The sequence below is a fragment of the Streptomyces sp. NBC_00539 genome, assembly GCF_036346105.1.
Classification (GTDB): Bacteria; Actinomycetota; Actinomycetes; order Streptomycetales; family Streptomycetaceae; genus Streptomyces.
Genome location: NZ_CP107811.1, coordinates 105,413 through 123,814 on the forward strand (window position 1 = coordinate 105,413; position 18,402 = coordinate 123,814).

At 70.2% G+C, this 18,402-nt stretch carries 14 protein-coding genes and 4 pseudogenes; 10 read left to right on the plus strand and 8 right to left on the minus strand.

Annotated features, from left to right (window positions below):
• Positions 1 to 410 precede the first annotated feature (410 nt).
• From tal to OG861_RS00650, 3 genes and pseudogenes are all read left to right on the plus strand, one after another.
• Positions 411 to 1,529 (plus strand): annotated as a pseudogene (tal, locus tag OG861_RS00640) (transaldolase); the annotation flags it as partial.
• A 627-nt stretch (positions 1,530 to 2,156) separates the two neighbouring features.
• Positions 2,157 to 4,364 carry a transketolase gene (gene tkt, locus OG861_RS00645; RefSeq protein WP_443056730.1) on the plus strand — a complete coding sequence of 736 codons (2,208 nt, stop codon included), beginning with the start codon at positions 2,157 to 2,159 and terminating at the stop codon, positions 4,362 to 4,364.
• A gap of 305 nt (positions 4,365 to 4,669) precedes the next feature.
• A pseudogene (locus OG861_RS00650) lies at positions 4,670 to 4,858 on the plus strand (response regulator transcription factor); the annotation flags it as partial.
• 130 nt (positions 4,859 to 4,988) lie between these two features.
• Here the strand turns inward: OG861_RS00650 and OG861_RS00655 are convergent.
• Positions 4,989 to 6,151, minus strand: a pseudogene (locus OG861_RS00655) (glutathione-independent formaldehyde dehydrogenase).
• Between the two features lie 492 nt (positions 6,152 to 6,643).
• Here OG861_RS00655 and OG861_RS00660 point away from each other — a divergent pair.
• On the plus strand, positions 6,644 to 6,817 hold the full coding sequence (locus OG861_RS00660; RefSeq protein ID WP_329201629.1) for a CsbD family protein: 174 nt from the start codon (positions 6,644 to 6,646) through the stop codon (positions 6,815 to 6,817).
• 443 nt (positions 6,818 to 7,260) lie between these two features.
• Here OG861_RS00660 and OG861_RS00665 read toward each other — a convergent pair.
• A pseudogene (locus OG861_RS00665) lies at positions 7,261 to 7,737 on the minus strand (nuclear transport factor 2 family protein); the annotation flags it as partial.
• 494 nt (positions 7,738 to 8,231) lie between these two features.
• Here OG861_RS00665 and OG861_RS00670 point away from each other — a divergent pair.
• From OG861_RS00670 to OG861_RS00680, 3 genes are all read left to right on the plus strand, one after another.
• The gene (locus tag OG861_RS00670; protein WP_329201627.1) at positions 8,232 to 8,876 is read left to right on the plus strand and encodes a dihydrofolate reductase family protein; all 645 of its coding nucleotides are present in this window, start codon (positions 8,232 to 8,234) and stop codon (positions 8,874 to 8,876) included.
• A gap of 231 nt (positions 8,877 to 9,107) precedes the next feature.
• Complete coding sequence (locus tag OG861_RS00675; RefSeq protein ID WP_329201625.1) at positions 9,108 to 10,184, plus strand: serine hydrolase domain-containing protein; 1,077 nt, start codon at positions 9,108 to 9,110, stop codon at positions 10,182 to 10,184.
• A 204-nt stretch (positions 10,185 to 10,388) separates the two neighbouring features.
• The gene (locus OG861_RS00680; protein ID WP_329201623.1) at positions 10,389 to 11,171 is read left to right on the plus strand and encodes a GNAT family N-acetyltransferase; all 783 of its coding nucleotides are present in this window, start codon (positions 10,389 to 10,391) and stop codon (positions 11,169 to 11,171) included.
• 500 nt (positions 11,172 to 11,671) lie between these two features.
• Here the strand turns inward: OG861_RS00680 and OG861_RS00685 are convergent, their stop codons facing one another.
• Complete coding sequence (locus OG861_RS00685) at positions 11,672 to 11,833, minus strand: hypothetical protein (protein WP_037792689.1); 162 nt, start codon at positions 11,831 to 11,833, stop codon at positions 11,672 to 11,674.
• 193 nt (positions 11,834 to 12,026) lie between these two features.
• A complete protein-coding gene (locus OG861_RS00690) occupies positions 12,027 to 12,224 on the minus strand; it encodes a hypothetical protein (RefSeq protein ID WP_329201622.1) in 198 nt (65 codons plus the stop codon).
• Between the two features lie 695 nt (positions 12,225 to 12,919).
• Between OG861_RS00690 and OG861_RS00695 the strand changes: the two genes are divergently transcribed.
• Positions 12,920 to 13,855 (plus strand): DUF5996 family protein, encoded by a 936-nt coding sequence (locus OG861_RS00695; protein ID WP_329201620.1) that lies wholly within the window; start codon positions 12,920 to 12,922, stop codon positions 13,853 to 13,855.
• 34 nt (positions 13,856 to 13,889) lie between these two features.
• On the opposite strand, the gene OG861_RS00700 is transcribed toward OG861_RS00695, so the two are convergent.
• Positions 13,890 to 14,363: a VOC family protein gene (locus OG861_RS00700; RefSeq protein ID WP_329201618.1), complete on the minus strand. Its 474-nt coding sequence runs from the start codon at positions 14,361 to 14,363 to the stop codon at positions 13,890 to 13,892.
• A gap of 854 nt (positions 14,364 to 15,217) precedes the next feature.
• Here OG861_RS00700 and OG861_RS00705 point away from each other — a divergent pair.
• On the plus strand, positions 15,218 to 16,102 hold the full coding sequence (locus tag OG861_RS00705) for a DUF1963 domain-containing protein (protein WP_330260953.1): 885 nt from the start codon (positions 15,218 to 15,220) through the stop codon (positions 16,100 to 16,102).
• A gap of 78 nt (positions 16,103 to 16,180) precedes the next feature.
• Here the strand turns inward: OG861_RS00705 and OG861_RS00710 are convergent, their stop codons facing one another.
• Positions 16,181 to 16,309 (minus strand): hypothetical protein, encoded by a 129-nt coding sequence (locus OG861_RS00710; RefSeq protein ID WP_330261990.1) that lies wholly within the window; start codon positions 16,307 to 16,309, stop codon positions 16,181 to 16,183.
• Between the two features lie 343 nt (positions 16,310 to 16,652).
• Here OG861_RS00710 and OG861_RS00715 point away from each other — a divergent pair, with 343 nt between their 5' ends.
• Positions 16,653 to 17,114, plus strand: coding sequence for an ATP-binding protein (locus OG861_RS00715; RefSeq protein WP_443056728.1), 462 nt, complete (start codon positions 16,653 to 16,655; stop codon positions 17,112 to 17,114).
• 737 nt (positions 17,115 to 17,851) lie between these two features.
• Here OG861_RS00715 and OG861_RS00720 read toward each other — a convergent pair.
• Together OG861_RS00720 and OG861_RS00725 are read right to left on the minus strand one after the other, a co-directional pair.
• Positions 17,852 to 18,046: a hypothetical protein gene (locus OG861_RS00720; RefSeq protein WP_329201614.1), complete on the minus strand. Its 195-nt coding sequence runs from the start codon at positions 18,044 to 18,046 to the stop codon at positions 17,852 to 17,854.
• Positions 18,039 to 18,293 (minus strand): hypothetical protein, encoded by a 255-nt coding sequence (locus OG861_RS00725; protein WP_329201613.1) that lies wholly within the window; start codon positions 18,291 to 18,293, stop codon positions 18,039 to 18,041. The genes OG861_RS00720 and OG861_RS00725 overlap by 8 nt, the downstream gene beginning before the upstream one ends.
• Positions 18,294 to 18,402: the final 109 nt, after the last annotated feature.

Below are 18,402 nucleotides of genomic sequence, written 5' to 3' on the forward strand. Positions count from 1 at the left end.
GACCAGCACGTCGAGGTCCGCCTGAGGCCCGATTTCGATGCCGCCCGAGCCCTCGATGATCACCCCGGCGCCGATCGGGACGGTGGCGTCGTCGCGGGGCGGGCGGCCGTCGCAGGCGTCGGCGACCGCGTCGACCAGGGTGTGCGTACGACCTCCCGGGGTGCTCGGCGGCGGTCTTGCGCAGGAGGGCGGGCAGGTCGACCGCTTCGGCCTCGCGTTCCTGCACGTGATCAGGGGCGGCTGCCTTGCCGGGCCCCCTCGGCCACGAGTTGTTCGGGGTATTCCGCTTGTTGTGGGGTGATCCGGGCAGGTGGGGAGGGAACCACCGTGCGAGTGTCGCCGCCGGCCGTCGCCCTCCGGGCGGGAACATCCTCAGTGTGCGCGGCGCCGTACCGCTCTGGAGGTCTCGTATGTCCGTCTCCGCTGAATCCAGCCCGCTCTCCGACCTGTCCGCGGCCGGTGTATCGGTCTGGCTCGACGATCTGTCCCGGGAACTTCTCGCGGGCGGAGAACTGGAGAAGCTCATCGCGGACAAGCATGTCGTGGGAGTCACCACGAATCCCACGATCTTCGCTTCGGCCCTGTCGAAGGGGGACCGCTACAACGAGCAGTTGCGGCGCCTGGGCGAGGGGGGAAGCAGCGTCGACGACGCGGTCTTCGCCCTGACCACCGATGATGTGCGCCAGGCCTGTGACGTCCTGCGTCCCGTGTACGAGCGGAGCGCGGGGATCGACGGTCGCGTGTCCATCGAGGTCGACCCGCGGCTGGCGCAGGACGCGGGCTCCACCGCCGCGATGGCCCGCAAGCTCTGGCAGACGGTCGACCGACCGAACCTGTTCATCAAGATCCCGGCCACCCGGGCGGGGCTGGAAGCGATCACCGCTGTCACCGCCGAAGGCATCAGTGTCAACGTCACGCTCATCTTCTCCCGGGACCGCTACCGCGATGTGATGCACGCCTACCTGCGGGGGCTGGAACAGGCTCAGGCCGCGGGACACGACCTGGCGGGCATCCACTCGGTGGCCTCCTTCTTCGTCTCCCGCGTCGACGTCGAGGTCGACCGCCGCCTCGACGCCATCGGCACCGCGGAGGCCCTGGCACTCAAGGGCACGACCGCGATCGCCAACGCCCGCCTCGCCTTCCAGGCCTACGAACAACTACTCGTCGACCCGCGGTGGCAGCGACTCGCCGCGGCGGGAGCCCGCACGCAGCGCCCGCTGTGGGCCTCCACGGGCGTCAAGGACCCGAACCTTCCCGACACGATGTACGTCAGGGAGCTCGTGATCGCCGGCACGGTCAACACCATGCCCGGCGGCACGCTGGCCGCGTTCGCTGACCACGGCACCCTCCCCGCGCACGCGCCCACCGTGGACGACTTCACGGCAGCCAAGGCCCACTTCGCCGCGCTGGAACGGGTCGGCATCGACTTCACCGACGTCACCGACACGCTGGAGCGCGAGGGGCTGAGGAAGTTCGAGGACAGCTGGAGCGAGCTCGGGGAGTCGGTCGCCCGCGAAATGCACGCGAAGCCCGCCACAGCGGACGGCGACTCCGAGAGCGCCGAGCTCCTGGCGATCTACCTGGGCGACCACTACGCCGCCGCCACCGGCGGCCTGGAACTGTTCAGGCGGGCCGCGGACGCCCGCAAGGGCGAACAGGACGGCCACACGCTCGCCGAGCTCGCGGACCAGATCGACGAGGACCGCACCGCGCTGGCCCGGATCATGACGGACCTGGGCGTGTCGACCAGCCAGTCCAAGACGGCCGCGGGCTGGCTGGCGGAAAAGGCGGGGCGCCTCAAGACCAACGGACACCTGTTCTCCCGCTCCCCGCTCAGCGACGTCCTGGAGGCAGAAGCGATGCTGACGGGAGTCCAGGGCAAGGCAGCCTGCTGGCGCACCCTACGCGCCCTGGCCCAGACCGACAGCCGCCTCCACGCCGACGACCTCGACGTACTGCTGGAACGCGCCGCGCAGCAGAGCACCACGCTGGAGGAGGTGCGCTCCGCCGCGGCAGCCCGAACGCTGGGATCCCCGCCGCCGGCCGTCCGATGACGGCACCAAGGGCACCGCAGATGCCGGACAGCACGGCCGCGACAGCGCATCCACCGGCAGGCGGCCCGCTGGGCGGGCCGGTCCGCTTGACGAAAGGACAGCATGATGAGCGAGCAGCCCGGTGCAGCAAGGGGCGACAGGTCCGTGACGAGTCCGGTGGCCGAGCGTTGCGGCTGGGACGGAGTGGACGTACGCGCGGTGGATACCGTGCGGCTGCTGGCGGCCGACGCGGTCCAGAAGGTCGGCAACGGGCATCCCGGGACGGCGATGAGCCTGGCCCCGCTGGCGTACCTGCTGTTCCAGAACGTCATGAAGCATGACCCCGCCGACGACCGCTGGCTGGGCAGGGACCGGTTCGTCCTGTCCTGCGGGCACTCCAGCCTCACCCTCTACATCCAGCTGTACCTGGCCGGCTACGGCCTGGAGCTGCCGGATCTGGAGGCGTACCGGACCTGGGGCTCGGCGACCCCGGGCCATCCCGAGCACCGTCACACCCGTGGGGTGGAGATCACCACCGGGCCGCTGGGGCAGGGTTTGGCCAGTGCGGTCGGCATGGCCATGGCCGCGCGCCGCGAACGCGGTCTGCTGGACCCGGACGCGGAGCCGGGCAGCAGCCCCTTCGACCGCCACGTCTACGTCATCGCCTCAGACGGCGACCTGATGGAAGGAGTCACCGCGGAGGCCGCCTCCCTGGCCGGACACCAGGAACTGGGCGATCTGACCGTGTTCTACGACTCGAACCACATCTCGATCGAGGACGATACCGACATCTCCTTCAGTGAGGACGTGCCCGCCCGCTTCGCCTCCTACGGCTGGCACGTGCAGAGCGTCGACTGGACCGCCACGGGCGAGTACGTCGAGGACGTCGATGCCCTGCTCACCGCGATCCGAGCCGCCCGGGCCGAGACCGGGCGCCCCTCGCTGATCATGCTGCGGACCCTGATCGGCTGGCCCGCCCCGACCAAGCAGAACACCGGTAAGGCCCACGGCTCGGCACTGGGCGAGGACGAGATCGCCGCCACCAAGCAACTCCTCGGCTTCGACCCCACGGCGCACTTCGTCGTCGAGGATGAGGTCTTGGCCCGCACCCGCAGGGCGGCGGAGCGCGGCCGCAGGGCACACTCCGCATGGGATGAGGCGTTCGCGGCCTGGCGCACCGCGCATCCCGATCGTGCTGCGCTGCTGGACCGGCTCCAGGCCCAGCGGCTGCCGGACGGCTGGACCGACGCCCTGCCCGCCTTCCCCGCCGATGCCAAGGGGATGGCGACGCGCGCCGCCTCCGGTGAGGTGCTCACCGCGCTGGCCCCGGTACTGCCGGAGCTGTGGGGCGGCTCGGCCGACCTCGCCGGGAGCAACAACACCACCATGGACGGCGAACCGTCATTCGTCCCGGCCGACCGGCAGACCAAGGACTGGAAGGGCGGACCCTACGGACGCACCCTGCACTTCGGGATCCGCGAGCACGCCATGGGCGCCGTCCTCAACGGCATCGCCCTGCAAAGCCTCACCCGCCCCTACGGCGGCACCTTCCTCACCTTCTCCGACTACATGCGCCCCGCCGTCCGCCTCGCCGCCCTCATGCAACTACCCGCCACCTACATCTGGACCCACGACTCCATCGGCCTCGGCGAGGACGGCCCCACCCACCAACCCGTCGAACACCTCGCCGCACTGCGCGCCATCCCCGGCCTGGACGTCGTACGCCCCGCCGACGCGAACGAAACCACCGCCTGCTGGCAGACCATCCTCGAACACACCGACCGGCCCGCCGGCCTGATCCTCTCCCGCCAGAACCTGCCCGTCCTCGACCGCGGCACCTACGCCCCGGCCCGGGGAGCGGCCCGCGGCGCCTACGTCCTCGCCGACGCACACGACGGCACGGCGCCCGAGGTGATCCTGGTCGCCACCGGCTCGGAAGTGCACATCGCCCTGGACGCACGCGACCTGCTGACCGCCCAAGGCCTTGCGGTGCGGGTGGTATCGATGCCGTGCCGCGAATGGTTCGCCGCCCAACCCCAGCACTACCAGGACGAGGTCCTGCCACCGGCCGTGCGCGCCCGAGTCAGCGTCGAGGCCGCGGTCGGCCAAGGCTGGCGCGACATCGTCGGCGACGACGGACGCATCGTCAGCCTGGAACACTACGGCGCCTCCGCCGACTACCAGCGCCTCTACACCGAGTTCGGCATCACTCCCGAAGCGGTCGCCGCAGCCGCCCGCGACAGCCTCCACGACACCACCCAGACCCCCCGCCCCGGCGGGCACCAGCGCACCTCAGCCCCGACGGAGGGCGGCACCGGCGACCACCCCTGATCGAAGCGCGCACCGAGCCCCACCAGCCCGCACCACGGTGGCACGGCCTGTTGCAGCGCCCACGACGGCTGGATCAGCCGCCGACCGCGACGCTCAGCAGCACACGGGCGTATCCGTGGAGCCGGCAGCCGGCCGACGGCTGACGCCGTCGGCCGGCTCGGGCTGGTTCCAGGGGTTGGTGCTGCAGGGTGATCTACTCGGTGTGCAGCGCCGGGGCGATGGTCATCCGGGCCGCCGAACGGGCCGGACCAGGGCGCCGAGGACTGCGATCGCCATGCCCGCCAGGAGCATCGCGGCCAGCTGCGGCGCGTGGTCTTCCCAATTCCGAACTGGCGCGGGAACTGACGCTCAGTGAGGCGACGGTGAAGACCCACGTGGCCCGGATCTTCGCCAAGCTGACCCTGCGCGACCGAGCCCAAGCCGTCGTCCTCGCCTACGAGACAGGACTCGTCTCACCGGGCGAGGCCGCCAACACCTGCGACCCCTGCCGATAGGGGCCTCGCTGTGGCGGACGAGGAGTTCGCCATCGAGGACCAGGCCGGCTCGGCGACGCTCCGACGTCCTGTGCGAGTACGAGAAGAGCATCGCCGAAGTACGTGACACTGCCCGCCCGTACGAGCGCGTTCAGCCCTTGTGGCCGTTGGGATGCAGGACGACCTTTGTCCAGCCGTCGTCACGGGCGTCGAAGTGCTCGTAGGCGTCGGGGGCCTCGTCCAGGCTGAGCTCGTGGGAGACGAGGAAGCTCGGCTTTGCCTTCCCGCCGGCGATGAGGTCGCGCAGCGCCCGGTTGTACCCCTTTACGGGCGCCTGCCCGGTGCCCATGCGCTGGCCCTTGAACCACATCATGCCGAAGTCGATCGGCACCTTGCCCTGCGCCTCCAGCTTCCCCTGGGCCTTGGCGCCGCCGGGATCCTGGGGGAGGAACACGCCCACCACGCCGATGTCGCCCGTGAACCTGACCGAGTCGATCAGGCCGTTGAGCGTGAGGCTGGCGTCCTCGTGTCCCTGGGGTCGTGAGCCTGGTAGCCGACGCATTCACAGCCGTTGTCGGCGCCCAGACCGAGGGTGGCCTCCTTGACGACCTCCGCCGGGTTCTGTTCGGCGGTGTTGATCGGTACGGCACCGATTTCCTCCGCCATGCGCAGCCGGTCGGGCTGGTGGTCGGCCGTCCAGACGCGGTCGGCGCCCTTGAGGAGGGCGGAGTAGGTCGCCATCAGCCCGACCGGACCGGCCCCGAAGACAATGGTCTGATCACCCGGTTTGACGTGGGCCATCTCGGTGGCGTGGTACCCGGTGGGGAAGATGTCGGCGAGCATCACGTAGTCGGTCTGCCGCTCGGCGGCGTCCTCGCCCAGACGCAGCGCGTTGAAGTCGCCGTAGGGCACGCGCAGCAGTTCTGCCTGGCCGCCCTGGTAGGGGCCCATGTCGGCGAATCCGTAGGCGGCTCCCGCGAGGGCGGGTTCCGGCTGCATGGTCAGGCAGTAGTTGGTCAAGCCCTGCTCGCACTGCTTGCAGAAGCCGCAGGCGATGTTGAAGGGCAGGACCACGTAGTCGCCGACCTGGACCTTGCTGACGGCCGAGCCGACCTCCACGACCTGGCCCAGGTTCTCGTGGCCCAGGGTGCGGCCGGACTCGAACGAGGTGCGGCCCTCGTACATGTGCAGGTCCGAGCCGCAGATGTTGGTGGTCGTTATCTTGACGATGATGTCGCAGGGGTGTTCGATCTTCGCGTCCGGTACGTCCTTCACCGTGACCGTTCGCGGTCCTTCGTATACCGCTGCCTTCATGAGAAGTTCCTTCGGTTCCGCAACAGCGGCATGACCGCAGCACGGCGGTGAGGGGGACGGCGCACAGAGCCTGGCTCCGGGAAGTACTGCAACGGGGTCACTGACTCGGCACGCCCCTGTGGCCCGTTCACCCGGTCGGGCGCAACGGTGGTGCCGCCGGCCCGCCAGGCGGAGCCCTGCGTTCCGGCCGCTCTCGTCCGCGTACCCGACGGCCGGGACGCGAAACGCCACGCACGATCGATCATCGGGGTCCGCGCCAGCCCAGCAGCAGAAGAGGGCCAGGAGGCGGGACCGCCGGGCTGTTCTCGTGCGCTGTGGCCACACCGCCGCCGGGCCGCGCATGCGCTCGCGCCCGAGCCCGGCCACCAGGAGTCCGGCCTCGACGCCCGACGGCCTGGCGGAGCCCGGCATTCACGAGTGGCTGTTTACGAGCGGCAGACGTGAGCAAGAGAGCGGTCACGACCGAGCCGGTACGACAACGAGGAGGTCCCCATGTCGGGCACCGAGAAGACCAAGGCCAATGCCGAGCAGGCCAAGGGCAAGGCGAAGGAAGCCCTCGGCCGCATGACAGGCAACGAGCGGATGACCGCCGAAGGCCGCGCCGACCAGGCCAAGGGCGATGCCCGCCAGGCCAAGGAGAAGACCAAGGACGCCTTCCGCCACTGAGCGCGGACGCACGTCCTTCGCACGGTGCAGCCCCCGACCCACTCCCCCGGGCCGGGGGCCGGGCGCGCCGGCCGACCTAGCAAAGGCACCACCGTGGCCCCTTCGCCCTGAGCTACGACCGCAGGGCGAGCCACCCCTTACTGCCTGCCGGCGAAGGGCGCGGTGGCGTCCGCCTGTATGGAGATGGCGATGGGGCGGCCGGAGGTCATCGGGGTGTTGGCGGTGATCGTGGCGGTCGCGGACTTGCCGTCGGCGGCGATCGAGACCGCGCAGTTGGCACCGGAGCAGTCGATCGGGACGGCGGGACCTGGATCTGGATGCGGATCGGTAGTTGCGGGCGATGTTGTCCCCCCGGTTAGACGACGGTCCGGGCGGGGCCGGGCTTGGGCTGCGGGCCCGGGCGCTACGGTGATTCCGACGGGCGTCGATATCGATCGGGCGGCTCAGGAGAGTTCGTGCCTGGTGCCGTCGGCGACGGCGTGGAGCTTGTCGGGGTTGGCCACGTTGTGGATGGACGAGATGCGGCCCTCCGGGTCGAAGTCGAACGTCAGCGTCGCGATCACGCGGTCCGGGCCGCGGAAGACCACCCCTGGGCCGCCGTTGATCCAGGTCAGCTCCGCCCGCATCTGACCGGGCTCGACGCCCTGGTAGGCCACCGTGCCGAGCGCGGCGAACCAACGGGCCACCGTCTCCAGGCCGACGACCGGCTTGAGTGCCTGGCGGACCTTGCCACCGCCGTCGGTCCACAGCGTCACATCCGGGGAGAGCACCTCCATGAGGGTGTTGATGTCACCGCCCGTCGCCGCCGCGAAGAAACGCTCGCTGGCCGCGCGTTGGCTGGCGCGGTCCGCCGGGAAGCGGGGCCGACGGGCCCGTACGTGCTCACGGGCGCGGTGCGCGGCCTGCCGGGCCCCCTCCGAGCCGGTCCAGGAGGCGCTGAGGACCGTGCCCCGGCACCGCTTCGCCCCGGAAGTGGACCTCGCCGTACCGGGTGACGACGGCCCGGTCGCCGCCGTCGTCACCCGGTACGGTGGGACAGGAGCGCCGATCAGCTCGGTGTCCGTGGCCTGGCTCCAGACCGACGTGACCGAACGCCTGAACCTGGAGCCCGGCGCGGGCGCGCCGAGGCCTGAAGCTCCGCTTCGAGCAACGGCACCGCCGCCGCGACGGCGGTCCCGGAGGAGGCACTGCGCGGGCCACGGCACGAGCTCCATACGCGGGGCGGAACACCGCACGCAGCGCCGAGGACGCCCGCAACGCGCCCCCCGGATGACCGGGCAACTGGGGGAAGGCTCTGCCAGACTCACAGGTCGAGATACCGGGCCGCCCGGTTTTCGACCGATCCCGGACGCAGCGATGAGTTTTCCCGTCCCGGCAAGTCACACCACTGCTGTCGACAACACAGGAGGAGCAAGTGGCTCAGCTGCTGAGAGTCCAGAACTTCAACGTCTCGAGTGACGGGATCGGTGCCGGTGAGGACCAGACCCTCGAGAGGCCGTTCGGTCATGTCGATCCCGGGAGGCTGTTCTCCTGGGCCGGCGCCACGGCGAGCTGGCCCATGCGCACCGACCCCGGCGGGAGCCGCGGCCTGGACGACTACTTCACGCGGGACTACGCCCGCAACATCGGCGCCGAGATCATGGGCCGCAACAAGTTCGGGCCCCAGCGCGGGCCCTGGCTCAACCACGAGTGGCAGGGCTGGTGGGGCGACGAGCCCCCGTTCCACACCCCGGTGTTCGTCCTGACCCATCACAAGCGTCCTTCGTTCACGCTGTCCGACACCACGTTCCACTTCGTCGACGGCAGCCCCGCCACCGTCCTGGAGCAGGCCCGGGAGGCGGCGCAGGGCAAGGACGTGCGGCTCGGCGGCGGGGTTTCCACCATCCGGGAGTTCCTCGACGCCGACCTGGTCGACACCATGCACGTGGTGGTCTCGCCGATGAAGCTCGGGTCGGGACTACGGCTCTGGGAGTCCCCCGACGAGCTGCTCGACCGGTTCCACATGGAGGCCGTCCCCAGCCCGAGCGGAGTGACGCACCACCTGTTCTGGCGGAAGTAGCCGCCCCGTAGTGCCGGCCCCGGGCTGCTCTTGCTTCCGGGGACCAGCGCCGAGGACGAGCTCGAAGACCGACCGGCTTCCGCTTGCGCCTTGCAGAGCAGCGGGGGTCACCTGGCGGGCGGTGCCGTGATCAGGTCCATGACGTTCTCCTCCTCAGGGCGGATGGCGACGGTCCGCAAATCAGTCTTCGGGCGCTGTCGGCGGATGTGCTCCCACCCGCATGATCCGGACATGGACAAAGCTCAAGACCTCGACACGCTCGCCCTGGCGACCGCGGAGCGGCTCGCCCGAGGGCACGTCGGCGTCGCCGTCGCCGTCGTAGCCGACGGACAGGTCGCACACGCGGCGGCGGGAACCACCGGAAGGGTCGACGGCGGGACACCGGGCGCCGACACGCTCTTCGAGATCGGCTCGGTGACGAAGACCTTCACCACGCTGTGCCTGGCACGGATGGCGGTCGCCGGCACGGTGGAGCTCGACGAGCCGCTGGCCCGGCTCCTGCCCGAGGGCACGGCCGTACCCTCGCGGGACGGTCAGGAGATCACCCTGCGGCACCTGGCCACCCACACCTCCGGTCTGCCCCGGCTGCCCAAGGGCATGATGTTGCGGGCCCTGCTGCGCCCCCGCACCCCCGATCCGTACGCAGGCTGCACCGCGGACGTGCTGCTGTCCGGACTGGCCCGCACCCGCCTCGGCACCGCCCCGGGCGGACGGGGGCGCTACTCCAACCTCGGTGCCGGTCTCCTCGGACTGGCCCTCGCCCGCCGCGCGGGCAGCACCTATGGGCAACTGGTCACCACCCAGGTGTGCGCGCCGCTCGGCATGTCCGCGACCGGGGTGGCGGCTGACGCCACCCGGCCCGGCCGACTCGCCCAGGGCCACGACAGCAGGCGCCGCCCCACCCCGCCGTGGAACCTGGCCGATCTGGCCGGGGCGGGAGGCCTGCGGTCGTCCGCGACCGAGCTCGTGTCCTACGTACGGGCCCAGTTGGACTGCGGCGGCCCCACCGAGCTGGCGGAGGCGGTCCGCCTCACCCGGCAGGTCGAGCACCGCGACAACCGCTTCTCCTGGATGCACCTCGGCTGGCGGGCCCACCGCCTGCACCCCCGCCAGGGCGCCCACGTGCAGATCTGGCACAACGGCGGAACCGGAGGCTTCGCGTCCTTCGTCGGCTTCGATCCCGAGACCGGCACGGCCGCGATCGTCCTGAGCAACACCCAGCGCCCCGTCGACGCCCCGGGCTTCGACCTGCTGCGCACCCTCCAGGACCGGGCCGCCTCCCGCGGCGCCCGCCCGGGGGGCCGGTGAGGGCGGCTACCTCGGCCCGGACGAGGCGGAGGGCGCAGGGGCGTTGCCGGGTGCGGGCGATGGCGGAAGACACCGATCCGGACCGCGTCCGTGGCACGCTGAGGCCCAGTGTGCATACGTCTCTCCGATCGCCTGGGCTGCACTCCGGGGTTCTCCGGGGGAATTCGTAGGCGGTCATGGTCCACGGCTGCTTACGCTCCCGCCATGCCCAACTCAGAACTGCAGCGGATCAACTCCTTCCTGTCGGCCTTCGCCCGACGCCAGGCCGCGCGCATCGTCGAACTCCCCGGCGGGTTCGCCGTATACGACGACGCCTTCGCGCATTCCCGTGCGAATAACCAGATCATCATCGACGGCATCGTTGACTCCGAGGCGGTGCCCGCCATCGCGGAGGAGACACTGGGGCATCTGCCGCACCGAATGATCTCCTTCCTTGACGACGAAGTCGGAATGGCGTGCGCAGAGCCGCTGATCCGGGATGGATACACCCACTCCACCTATCTGGTCATGCTGCATACGGGCCCGGTGCCGGCCAGCGGGTCCGCGGAGGAGGCGGACCTCGACGCGATACGTATCCCACTCACCAGGCGCTGGCGGAGCCTTCTCCCGGACGTCGACGACGAGGTCATACGCCATCTCGTCGACCGACGCGAGGCTCGCCGCCGCGGGGCCGACATCGTGCACTTCCTCGGTGCCCGCACGGAGGAGGGCGAGGTCGCCTCATGGGCCGACCTCTATCTGGACCCGGCAACCGGCACAGCCCAGGTCGAGGACCTGATCACCTCGGAGGCCCACCTCAGGCGCGGTTACGCCGACGCCGTCCTGACCACCGCCCTGCGCCTGGCCGCCGACAAGGACTGCGGTACCCGGTTCCTCACCGCTGATGCGACGGACTGGCCACGACACTGGTACGAGCGCCGCGGCTTCTCCGTCATCGGCCACTCGCACTGCTTCGAACGGGGCGCCGCCGGACCGCACCGGTCCTGAGGGCATGGGGCGGGGCCCGGGCGTGCGGCTCAGGACCACACTTGAGCGCTGCGCAGGAGTGCCGTGGACCCGGGAGAGGCGGTGGTCGGCCCGCACGCCGGACAGGTCGCCGCCCGCGTCGGCATCAGCACCCGCACCGCCCACCGCCGCACAATTGTCCAGGATCATGGTGCGGGTGGCGCCGTGGCGGTAGCGCAGGTTGGTGATGGTTGACAGCTGGCGGTCAGGACCTGGTCCCCCATCCGAAGTTCCGTGCGGGGGCGCGTCCACTGGGACGCGCCCCGCCGGGGCCGGGACGGCCGTCGATCGTTGGAGGTGAGCAGGTTCCCTGCTGCGTCACGGCGACCGCCCCGGCCGTCCCCTCGGATACCCCCGTCGTCCCCTTTCACCCAACATCGGGTTCTGCCCCCCGGAGCGTCGGACATGACAGTGGCCTGCACCCTGTGAAGGGTGCAGGCCACAGCCGTGCGGTGTCAGCTCCGGGCTGGTCTCGTGGGCGGCTACCAGCGGTACCAGCGGCCGCTGCCACCCTTGGGACGGGCGACGAAACCGATCAGCCACAGGACCAGCACCGCGATGGCGACCCACCAGAGGATCTTCACCGCGAAACCGGCACCGAACAGAATCAGAGCGAGCAGAAGAACGAGAAGCAGGGGAACCATAGTTATCAACCTCCGAACCGCCTACTGCCCGGACCCCCTCCACCCATGCGTGCGAATTTTATGTGTTTCTTATCCCGTACGGCGGGCAAAAGGACACGCCCCGCATCCAGGACACCGAAATCCGCGTACGCCTCCCGCCGCTTCGCCGTCCACGAGGGCCGCCGAGGCAGCCTCCGCCACTCCCCCGGACGGCCTACAGGTAGTCGATCCGGTCCGCCGCGAAGGTGCCGCGGTGGGGGCCGTACAGCGGCATGTCCGTCAGCCGGAACCGCTCCGCGCGACCGCCGGGCTGCGGGACGGTGACGACGGTGCCCGGCTGCTCGGAGCTGGCGAACCGCTTCGCCCGGGCCTCCGTGGTGAGCGGGGTGTACCAGCGGGTGATGCGCTTCATCTCGTCAGAGCCACTGCGGTCCCTCTCCACCCCTTACGGCGGTCTCGCAGCAGGAAGCACAGCAGCAGCGCGAAGACCCGCCCCGTGGCACGTATGACCGTCACTGATAGTTGGCCGGGCCCCTGTCGGTCGTACCTGGTCACAGTGTCAGCCCTAGTTGGCCACGCGAAGGCCCTCTGACCCGGCCGGGTGCCAGGTCACCCCCGGGCCGGCACCCGAGCCTCATCCTCATCGCGGCGGGCGTCCCCTCCCAGTCAGCGCCGGGACGTCGCCGGGGGCCAGCAGCCCCATATCGAGGCCCTCCGAGCCGGGGCCGACCCAGTCGACGGGCGTCAGCAGGTCAATTGCCACGGCCGACAGCTGTTGTGGCCACTGTCGCAGGTGCGGCTGTGTGGGCGACGGCTGTGCCCGTTGAGCCGGGACACGATAGGTGGGACCTGGCCACGCATGTTGGAACCAGGGTTCTTGGCTTCGGGGGAGCTGGATTGCACTGGCGTCGGGTTGGATGAGCCCGTGGCTGTCTATGACGTGGCCCGCCGGTTTCCCGCCTTGACCGGAGGGCGGCGGGACTTGGGCGGCGGGCCGTGCGGCGGCTGGGCTGGACCGCTCCCTCGGCGGCGTGCGGGATGCCCCCGGCGGGGTCATGATGAGACGGCCCGGCCGCCGCGGGAGCGCCGGGCGGGAAGGAGCAGGCGATGGAGCTGTTTCCGCCGGCGCCGCTGCGGGAGTGGCGTGACACGAAGGAGACGCTGCACCGCTTCGAGCAGATTGTCGGCAAGACCCGCTTGGCCGCGAGCGCTCGGCGCAACCACTGGTGGAACGTCCCGTTCCATGTCACTGGGCGCGGCATCACCACCCGTCCGATGGGTCAGGTCGACGGGAATCCGATCTTCACGGTCGACTTCGACTTCGTCGACCACCGGCTCGCCGTCATGACGCTGGACGGCGAAGAGCGGTCCTTTCCGCTTCCGGGCCAGTCCGTCGCGTCCTTCTACGATCAGAGCCTGGCTGCTCTGGCCGCGCTGGGCGTCCGGGTGAACATCGCTGTTCCCAGGCCCTTCGATCTACCCGACGCCGACCGGCCGTTCGCCGAGGACACCGAGCACGCGACCTACGACCCGGTAGCCGCAAACCGCTACTGGCGGGTGCTGAGCCAGGTGGCGTCCGTGCTGGAGGAGTTCGCGGCGGGCTTCTCGGGAAAGGCCAGCCCGGTGCACCACTTCTGGCACACCTTCGACATCGCCCACAGCCGGTTCTCCGGGCGCCGGGTCGACCAGCCCAGGCAGGCCGACCCCGTCACCCGGGAGGCGTACTCCTCGGAAGTGATCAGCTCCGGCTTCTGGTTCGGCGACGACACTTTTGCCGAGCCCGCGTTCTACTCGTACACCGCCCCCGAGCCCGCCGGTCTGACCGAAGCGCCACTCAGCCCGGCGTCCGCGCAGTGGGTCGCGCGCGGCGACAGCCACCTGGCCGTGCTGCGCTACGAAGCGGCCCGCGCCGAGGCCGATCCACGTGCCGCCGTGCTCGCCTTCTACGAAAGCGCCTACCAGGCCGGGGCCCAACGCGCCGGATGGGACATCGCGGCGCTTGCGTGCCCCGGCGGAATCACGGACCCGGTCCGTCGCATCTGACGAATTCGGTCAGCAGTGCAGCGCGGTGCAGTGGTCAGGCTTCGGTATCAGTGCGCGCCAGCATGCCCTTGAGCAGGCCCGTGGACTGGCCGACCTCGATGAGGTAGCCATCCGGGTCGCGCATGTAGCAGCGCAGCTCCGCGCGCCGGTCGATGGGCGGGGTGAGGAACTCGGCTCCCTTGGCGCGGGCCGCCGCGTAGAAGCCGCGGATGTCCGCCACCCGTACGTTCAGGAAGCTGGAGGCGGTGTGGCGGTCCTCCGGTGGGCGCAGTGTGACGTCGGGTTTGTCCTCCGTGGGACCGCCGCCGGGGTTCATGATGATCCAGCTGTTGGCGACCTTGATGATGCAGGGGTTCTCCTCCAGCACCACCTGCCCGCCCAGCACATCGGCATAGAACGCCCGCGAGCGAGGCACGTCACCGACCGTGAGAAAGTGCGTCAGCAGCAGACCCTCGGCCGGTGCGGGCAGGTCGTCGGCCGAGGCGCCGGAGGCAATGAAATCGGACATACGGCCAGCGTAGGGCGGGAGCCCCCACCCGGCATTCCCATCCGGCAGAGCCCGACGCGCACGGCCCGCCGGCCGCCGCGGGGACCGCCGCCGCCAGCAGCACGCACAGCTGAACAGAACGCGCACCAGGGGGGTGCCTCGCCGCTCAGCCCGGCCGGGACCGCGTGGGCGCTCTGGCGGGCGTCGATCAGGTTCAAAGCTTTCCGACCGGCTCCCGCACCCCGGACTCGCTTGCCGCCCCTCTCGCGCGCGTGTACGCCCTCCGGGGGTGCACCCCAGGCCCTTGGACCAGGCGAACGCGGGGGGGGGGAGGGCTCCGCCCAGTCTGTCGGGTCAAAAGGTCGGCCCCCGGTGGACACCCCTCTCCCTGCAGATGGCTCGACCGCCCACAAAGCCCCGGAATGTCGGAAAGCTCAGACGCCCCCGCCAGGACAGCCATCCGTACTACCGCCAAATACCCTCGACGGGACAAAGCGTCCTTTTAGCTTCACTCTGACCGCGGTCATCGTGCTCGTCGTCATCATCGCCTGCACAATCGCTTTCTGACGACCCGCGAGACGGCGTCCGGCCGCCTCATGCGGCCGGACCCGCCGAGTGGGCGAGCAAAGAGACGAGTTCCGTCAAGCGTCCATCGCTCCGGCTCCCGCCCCGCGGGCGGCGTGACGCTGCACGGCTCCTGTCATTCAGCTCGGGTCCGAGTCAGTCGGCCTCGGGTTCCAAGAAGTACTCGTAGGTCGCGAAAATCCGGCTCGGCCATTAGAGCTGGCTCTCTTCTTTGGGAATCCAGTGCCCTGCTCCAGAGCACGGCGAGGCCGGTGAGGCTGGTGTCGGACCCCGGTTCTAGAGTTCGGCACATGTCCCGTCACACACCCGACCGCCCGGTCGACGTGGAGAGCCTCTTCCCCGAGCTGCTTCCCTTCCGTCGTGAGTCCGTCCGCCTGCACCCGCGCCCCGGTTCTCCGACGTGCCAGGACAGCTCTGTCGGCGGCCCGCTGCTGTGGCCCGCCGACGAGCAATGGCCGGTGTGCGAAGCCGAGCACTACGACCCGGACACCACGAGCCGCCTCGAACCTGCCGCACCGATGGCCCCCATCGTGCAGATCCACCGCTCCGACGTACCCAGCCTGCCCTTTCCAGAGGGAACGGACCTCCTCCAGGTCCTGTGGTGTCCTTACGCGCACGGCACCTACTGTCACCCGCTGCCCCAGGTGTATTGGCGAGACTCCCTTGCCATCGGAGATGTGGGGGCGGCACCTGCACCGTCGGCGGCCGGGCTTCCCGACGGCTGGTACCCGGCGCCCTGCGTCGTTCACCCCGAGCAGGTGGCCGAGTACCCGAGGAATGACCGTCCCTGGGATCTGCGCGACGCACTCGAAGTCCGTGTCGAGGCGCTGCTGGCAGAGACCGGCCTGTGGTACTCGTCGCATCTTGCCGACGCACCGGGAATCAAGCTGGGTGGCTATCCGGGCTGGAGCCAGGAGCCCCGCTGGCCGGACTGCGAAACGTGCGGTGGCCGGATGGAGCACCTGCTGACCGTGGCCGAGAGGGAATTCGACAGTGAGTCCTGGCGCACCTGGCTTCCCGAGGAAGACCGGACGGCCGAGAACACCGAGACCCGCCGGCTATGGGAATCCGAAGCGTTCAACCCCACTCTTCTGGACACCTGCGGCGTCAACGTCTACGTATTCGAGTGCCGCACCTGTCCCCACCGCCCCGTCGGGCACTGGTCGGACCGATGACCGGCAGACAAAGCCGCCTGGCGCACTCCTCTCCCCCGGCGCTCTCGATAACCGGTTCTGAGGAGTGGTAGCGGAGCGTTACTGGAGCAGGATCATCTTGCGTAGGAGTGCGAACCCGGCTCGCCCGAAGAGCTGCCTCTTGATCTTCTTGATGCGGTTCACGACGCCTTCGATGCTGCCGAAGCTCCGGTGCAGAGTGAGTCCCACTGTCAATCGAGCCGTTCTCGGGGTTGAGCGAGTCGCAGTTCCGCAAGCTGGTCGGGCTGGGTCCGAAAGTCGTGGCGGTAACGTCCAGCTCGGCCGGCCGTAGCGGCTGTGCCTGGAGGACCGGGTGCTGCTGGTTGCCACGGGCCTGCAGAGCAGGCCGTTCGGGGTGGAGCGAAGCGGAACCCCGAACCGTCCGCCGCGGCCGCGTCCATCGCGGCGTCGAGTACGAGACAGGCGACGCGGCAGTGCTTGTTTCAACACCACCTGCATACGTTCTCGTTTGGGGGGCAAAGGGGAAGCGGTTGGCTCGATCAGTCAGGCGGGAACGGTGGACAGGCTTGTGGTGAGCGAGAACGCGGGGCCGTCGACTGCAGGCCGCTCCATAAGCACGACGGTTGCCTTCTGCGGGTCACAGCCGCTGGCCGAGGCCCGGGCAGCCGCCCGCGACTACTTGTCCCAGGTGCAAGGCGTCCACGGCATCCCCGTATCGGAGCGGGTGATGGACATGGTGCAGTTGGTCGTCAGCGAGCTGGTGACCAACAGCCGCAAATACGCCCCGGGGCCCTGCCTGCTGGAAATGGCGACGAACGAAGGCGCCGTGGTCGTCAGCGTGTGGGACACCGACCCGACGATGCCGGCAGCCAGGGAGACAGACCCCGGCAGGATCGGACAACACGGCCTGGAAATCGTGATGAGCGTCTGCCACAGCTTCGAAGTACGACGCCAGCCGGTCGGCAAACTCATCCGGGCCACCATCACCCTGGCCGACGACCCGAACGGACACCCCGCGGGATACCTGCTCTGACCCCAAGAAGGAGCCCCGGCCCCGTCGGAGGAAGCTGCCTTCGGGCAGGGCCTTACCGCGTCCTCGACGCTGGGGCGCACGTCGAAAACGGTGTCGGTTCCGGTGATCGCGAGGAGCCGCAGGAAGGACTCTTGAGGGGGCCATCGCCGGGACGGGTGCCCGCGGGGGTCGCGGAGTCCCGTGAGGCGGAGTACGGCGTCGTCTCCGATGTGCAGCAGCACCTGCCCACCGACCGCCGCCGAACTCGCCACCCGCGACACCATCAGCACCCGCACCACGCACCGCCGCATCACCGCCGCCCGACAACAACCCGACACCAAGCAGCAGCGCGGCGAGAAACAGAGCGACACCACACACGGCCCGCCGGTAGGCGCCGCCTGCATGAGCCGGCCAAAGGAGAGCGGGGCGCCGGCGACATCGGCCGGTTCGTATGGCGGGCAACGTCCCGTGGTGACCTGGGCGACCACCTGCCTGCTCAGGCCCCGTTCGGTTCCTGACCCGGACAAACACCGTTCGGTTCCTGACCCGGGCAAACACCGTTCGGTTCCTGACCCGGGCAAACACCGCCGGGGCCGTCTGCCTCGGCGATCAGCGCAAGAACCTCTTGGAGACGACGGACGGCATCCTCCGCCTCCCTGTACTCCTCAGGAGTCGCAAGCACGGTGACAGCTCACTCTAATAAATCGGGCAGCCCGCACGTGTTCGATTCCCGACCCGGCCAAATGCGTGCCCCGGGTTCAGACACAGGCACTCAGCCGGCCCGTGATCCGGCTGCGTGGGGGGCAGTCGGTTCGGGGCCGGTAGACGCGCACCGTGCGGTGTGCGACGGCGACCCGGCCGTTGTCCGGGATCATGGTGTGGGTGGCGTTGTGGCGGTAGCGCAGGTCGGTGAGGGCGGACAGACGGCCGCCGGTCAGGACCTGGTCACCCACCCGCAGTTCTGTGGGCGGGACGTCCACCGGGACGCGTCCCGCCGGGATGCGGGCACTCGGCTGCGCACCCGAGTTCCTCGCACGCGGTGGTGCGGGCGATCCGCTGGACCCCCGACGCGTCCACCAGGCGCAGCAACAGCGGGGAGGGGTAGACGGCGACGATGACGCGGTGCTCGACCACCGCCCAGCCCATCCGTCCCTGCGGGCCGGGCGCGGCGATCACCGGCAGATCGGTACGGCCGGTCATCGACACCGCGAGCAAAGCGAGGTACTCCCGCTGTAGGTCAGGGCCGGAATCGGTGCCGTCCGGTCCGGCCAGGACCGCCGGATGGCAACGTAACCCGCGCCGGCCCCGC